The sequence below is a fragment of the Promicromonospora citrea genome (assembly GCF_013004695.1).
In the GTDB taxonomy this organism is placed as follows: Bacteria; Actinomycetota; Actinomycetes; order Actinomycetales; family Cellulomonadaceae; genus Promicromonospora; species Promicromonospora citrea.
Genome location: NZ_JABEMG010000216.1, coordinates 1 through 4586, shown reverse-complemented (window position 1 = coordinate 4586; position 4586 = coordinate 1). Strand labels below are relative to the sequence as shown.

At 75.8% G+C, this 4586-nt stretch carries 2 protein-coding genes and 1 pseudogene; all 3 read right to left on the bottom strand.

Annotated features, from left to right (window positions below; genetic code table 11):
• Positions 1-221 precede the first annotated feature (221 nt).
• Complete coding sequence (locus tag HLB15_RS22490) at positions 222-3356, bottom strand: FAD-binding and (Fe-S)-binding domain-containing protein (protein WP_229785168.1); 3135 nt, start codon at positions 3354-3356, stop codon at positions 222-224.
• Positions 3357-3484: 128 nt separating this feature from the next.
• Positions 3485-3928, bottom strand: coding sequence for an OsmC family peroxiredoxin (locus HLB15_RS22485; protein WP_171108841.1), 444 nt, complete (start codon positions 3926-3928; stop codon positions 3485-3487).
• A gap of 91 nt (positions 3929-4019) precedes the next feature.
• Positions 4020-4586 (bottom strand): annotated as a pseudogene (locus tag HLB15_RS22480) (hypothetical protein); the annotation flags it as partial.

The window sequence follows — 4586 nt, the reverse complement described above, 5'->3', positions numbered from 1 at the left end:
GCGGTGGCGGCGCCCGCGGCGGCGAGCGGGGCCGCGAGGGCCAGGGTCGCGCCCAGCGCGATCGCCGCCCTGCGGTGGGGGCGAGCCGTCGTGCGAGTCATGGGAGTCTCCTTCGTCTCGGCTGTGCTCCCATCCTGGCGACGCGGGCGCGCGACCGGATCACCCGGTCGGCGGAACGGTCTCCACCCTCCGGACGACGCCCCTCCTCCGCAGGTGGGGGCCTACAGCCGCTCCGCGATGACCTCCAGCAGAGACCGGCCCTCGACCCCCACGAGGTCGAGCGCCTGGGTGCGGCACGAGAACCCGTCGGCCAGGTAGGTCGTGCCCGGCTCGGCGGCGCGGAGGGCCGGCAGCAGCGCGTTCTCCGCCACGGCCACCGACGTCTCGTAGTGCCCCTTCTGCATGCCGAAGTTGCCCGCCAGCCCGCAGCAGCCGGCCAGCACCTCGATCTGGGCGCCGCCCTTCTCGAGCAGGGCCTGGTCGGCGGCGTAGCCCATCACGGAGTGCTGGTGGCAGTGCGGCTGCACCACGGCCTTGACGTCCGCCAGGGACGGCATCTCCCACGCGGCCGGCATCTCGTCCGAGGTCAGCAGCTCCGCCGCCGTCCGGGTCATGCGTGCCACGGCGTGCGCCCGCGGGTCGTCGGGGAACAGGTCGAGCAGGTCGGAACGCAGCACCGCGGTGCAGGACGGCTCGAGCCCCAGGATCGGGATGCCGTTCACCGCGTAGGGCCCCAGCACCTCGAGCAGCCGCAGGAGCCGCCGCCGCGCGCCGTCGAGCTGCCCGGTCGAGATCCACGTCAGCCCGCAGCACGCCTGCTCGTCGGGCACGATCACGTCGAACCCCGCCGAGCCGAGCACCTTGAGGGCGGCCTGCGGCACGCTCGGCGACAGCGCGTCGCTGAACGAGTCCGTCCAGAGCACGACCTTGGGCTTGGTGGCGAGCCGCGCCGCCGTCGCGCCCTCGCGCCCGGGGACGCCCAGCCCCTCGTCCGACGCGAGAGGCAGCCCGGGCACGCCGTGCGTCGCGCCGCCGCGTGCCCACCACTGCCGGAACGGCACCTCGGCGAACTTCGGCATCGAGCGCCGGGTGTCCATGCCGCCCGCCCACAGCACGGCCTTGCCGATCCACTTCACGCCCAGCAGCGCGTTGACCAGCTCCGGGACAGCACCCGCGAGCCGCGCCCAGCGCGGCAGCCAGCCCAGCGCGTAGTGGTCGACCGGCCGCAGCCTGCCGCGGTAGGTGCGGTACAGCACCTCCGACTTGTACTGCGCCATGTCGACACCGGCCGGGCAGTCGCTCGAGCACGCCTTGCAGGACAGGCACAGGTCGAGCGAGTCGCGCACCTCCGGCGCGGACAGCCCGCCCACGAGCGTGCCGTTCACCGCCTCCTGCAGCACGCGGGCACGCCCGCGCGTCACGTCCTTCTCGTCCTTGGTCGCCTGGTAGCTCGGGCACATGAACCCGCCCGACGCCGAGGTGTCGGCCCGGCACTTGCCCACGCCCACGCAGCGGTGCACCGCCGTGGTCAGGTCGTTGTGGTCGTGCGCGAACGAGAACCCCTCGTACCCGGCCTTGCGCCGCACACCACGCCCGGAGCCCGGACCGACGAGCGGCAGCTTCGCCCGCACGGGCGCGGCGGCCGGACGGCGCAGGTGCTCGTCGACCGCGTCGGGCCGCACCACGACGCCGGGGTTGAGCAGGTCCTCCGGGTCGAACAGCGCCTTGAACCGCTCCATGAGCGCGATCGCCTCGGGCGAGTAGATGAGGGGCAGCAGCTCGGACCGGGCACGGCCGTCGCCGTGCTCGCCGGACAGCGACCCGCCGTACCGCGCAACGAGCTCGGCCGCGTCGGTCATGAAGGTGCGCAGCACCGACCCCGACGCCTCGAGCGGGATGTCGATCCGCAGGTGCACGCACCCGTCGCCGAAGTGCCCGTAGGGCAGGCCGTCGACGCCGTACCGGTCCATGAGCGCCTGGAGGTCCCGCAGGTACGGGCCCAGCTTCTCGGGCGGCACCGCCGAGTCCTCCCAGCCGGGCCACGCCTGCTCCCCCGCGGGCGTGCGCCCCGCCAGGCCCGCGCCGTCGGCCCGGATCTGCCACATCTTGGTGGCGTCCGGCCCCGCGGGCAGGACCGTCGAGTCCAGCGCCGTGGCCGCCGCGACGATCGCGTCGGCGCGGCCCAGCGCCTCGGCCTGCGAGGAGCCGCCCACCTCGATCATGAGCCAGCCGGTGACGCCCGGGTCGTCGGCACCCGGCAGCGGCGGCACCGACGCGTCCCCCTTGGCCCGCCGCACGACGTCGACGAGCCGCGCGTCGAGCCCCTCGATCGCCAGCGGCTTGTGGTCCAGGAGGCGCGGCACGTCGTCGGCCGCCGTCGCCATGTCGGGGTAGCCGAGGACGACGAGGGTCGGCGCGCCCGGGATCTCGACGAGCTCGAGCTCGGCCTCGAGCACCGTGACGAGCGTGCCCTCCGTGCCCACGAGCGCGCGGGCCAGGTTGGAGCCGTTCTCCGGCAGCAGGTGCTCGAGCGAGTAGCCCGAGACCTGGCGCCCGAACCGCCCGAACTCCGTGCGGATCAGCGCGAGGTTCTCGCGGACGAGCTCCTTGAGGCCCGGCACGGCACCGAACTCGGGGTCGCCCGACCCGGCGGTGAACCGCCTCCCGCGCCCGTCGACCACGTCGAGCGAGACCACGTTGTCCGCCGTCCGCCCGTACGCGACCGCGTGCGGGCCGCACGCGTTGTTGCCGATCATGCCGCCGAGCGTCGCGCGGTTCTGGGTGCTCGGGTCGGGGCCGAACCGCAGGCCGTGCGGCCGCGCCGCGGCCTGCAGCGTCGACATGACGGTGCCGGGCTGGACCCGGGCCGTGCGGCGCTCCGGGTCGATCGCCAGCACCTGGTTGAGCCGGCGCCCCAGGTCGAGCACCACGCCGGGGCCCACGGAGTTGCCCGCCACCGAGGTGCCCGCGCCGCGCGCCGTGACCGGGACGCGGAGCTCGCGCAGCGCCCCGAGCGCCGCGACGACGTCGTCGGTGCTCTCCGGGAACACGACCGCCTCGGGCACGACGCGGTAGTTCGACGCGTCGGTCGAGTACTCCGCCCGGCGGCGGGTGCTGGTGTCGACCGCGCCGCGCACCACCGTGCGCAGCGCGTCGCCGACGGCCTCGCGCGCGGCCGCGGCGGCGCGGTCCGCCTCGCGCAGCGCCGCGACACGCTGCTCCTCGAGCTCGGCCGCCCGGCGCTCGGCCTCGTGGGCCGCGCGGGCCTCGGCCTCCTCGCGCGCCCTGCGGGCGGCCTCCGCGGCGTCGGCCGTGTGCGGGTGGGTGTGCTTCGGGCCTCGGGTCTCGTCGTTCATGCCGTTCCGGGCTCTGGCGTCGTGGGTCTGCGAAGGCACCCGGCGATTCTCGCACCGAAGGAGCGTGCGTCACGCCGGGCGTCCATCCGCCCGCGTGGCGCACGGCGTCACGCGGGCGGACGCGCTGGTCAGGCCTCGAAGGTGACGTCGAGCGTGATCTCGCCCACGCCCGACAGCGCCTTGGAGATCGGGCAGCCGACCTTGGCGGCCTCGGCCGCGGCCCTGAACCCGGCCTCGTCCGTGCCGGACGCGAACCCGCGCACGGTCAGGGCGCTCCTGCTGATGTAGAGGCCGCCCGACGGGTCCGGACCCAGCGTCACCTCTGCGGTGACCTCGATCTGCTCGGGCGTGGCACCGGCCGAGCCGAGCTCGTTCGTGAACGCCATCGCGAAGCACGACGAGTGCGACGCGGCCAGCAGCTCCTCGGGGCTGGTGACGCCGTTCGCGTCGTCGGCGGCGCGCGCGGGGAAGGACACGTCGTAGGTGCCCACACCCGACGACGACAGCTCGACCTGGCCGGAGCCCTCCTTGAAGGTGCCGTTCCAGGCGGTGCGGGCGGTACGTGATGGCATGGTGCGCTCCTCGGGTCACGGGTGTCGGCACAGGTGAAGTCCCTGCAGCCCGACCCTACGACGCCCACGGGGCGGTCGCGTCACGGGCCGGTCAGGGCGCCAGGTCGAGCCGCTCCTCGTCCACCGCCACGACGGTCCACGTGGACCCGTCGGCGTCGGCCAGCCGGTACGCGGGCACCAGCAGCTCCGTGCCGTCGGGCGCCGTCCAGCGCGCCCGGGTGAGCTCCGCCGTGACGAGGGTGACGTCGCGGACCGGCCACGCGAGCGCTCCGTCCGGCGTGGGCGCCCCGCCGGCGTGCTCCCGGGCCTGCCCCCCGGCACCGGGACCCGGCCCGAGCACGGACGCCGCGAACCGCGGGTCGCCCAGCCGTTCGACGGCCGCCACCTCGCTCACGAGCGGGTAGGCCCCGAGGCTCGCGCCCGTGCCGGCGACGGACACCTCGCCCGTCGCCGGCGCGTCCGAGAGCGCGGCCCCCGCGTGGAACACGGTCCCCTCGGCCGTGGGCAGCTCCGCCGCCGGGCCGTCGAGGGGCCCGACGTCCTCCGCGCCGGACTCGGGCGCCCCGAGCACCGACGGCCCCGCGCCGCTGTCCTCCTGCGCGCTGCTCCCGGCCGAGACCGCCTGGTCGGCGGCCGGGGCGCCGAGGCCCGCCTCGCC

Coding starts and splice junctions, on each gene's coding strand:
- HLB15_RS22485 (WP_171108841.1), bottom strand. CDS start 3,928: ATGCCATCACGTACCGCCCGCACCGCCTGGAACGGCACCTTCAAGGAG.
- HLB15_RS22490 (WP_229785168.1), bottom strand. CDS start 3,356: ATGAACGACGAGACCCGAGGCCCGAAGCACACCCACCCGCACACGGCC.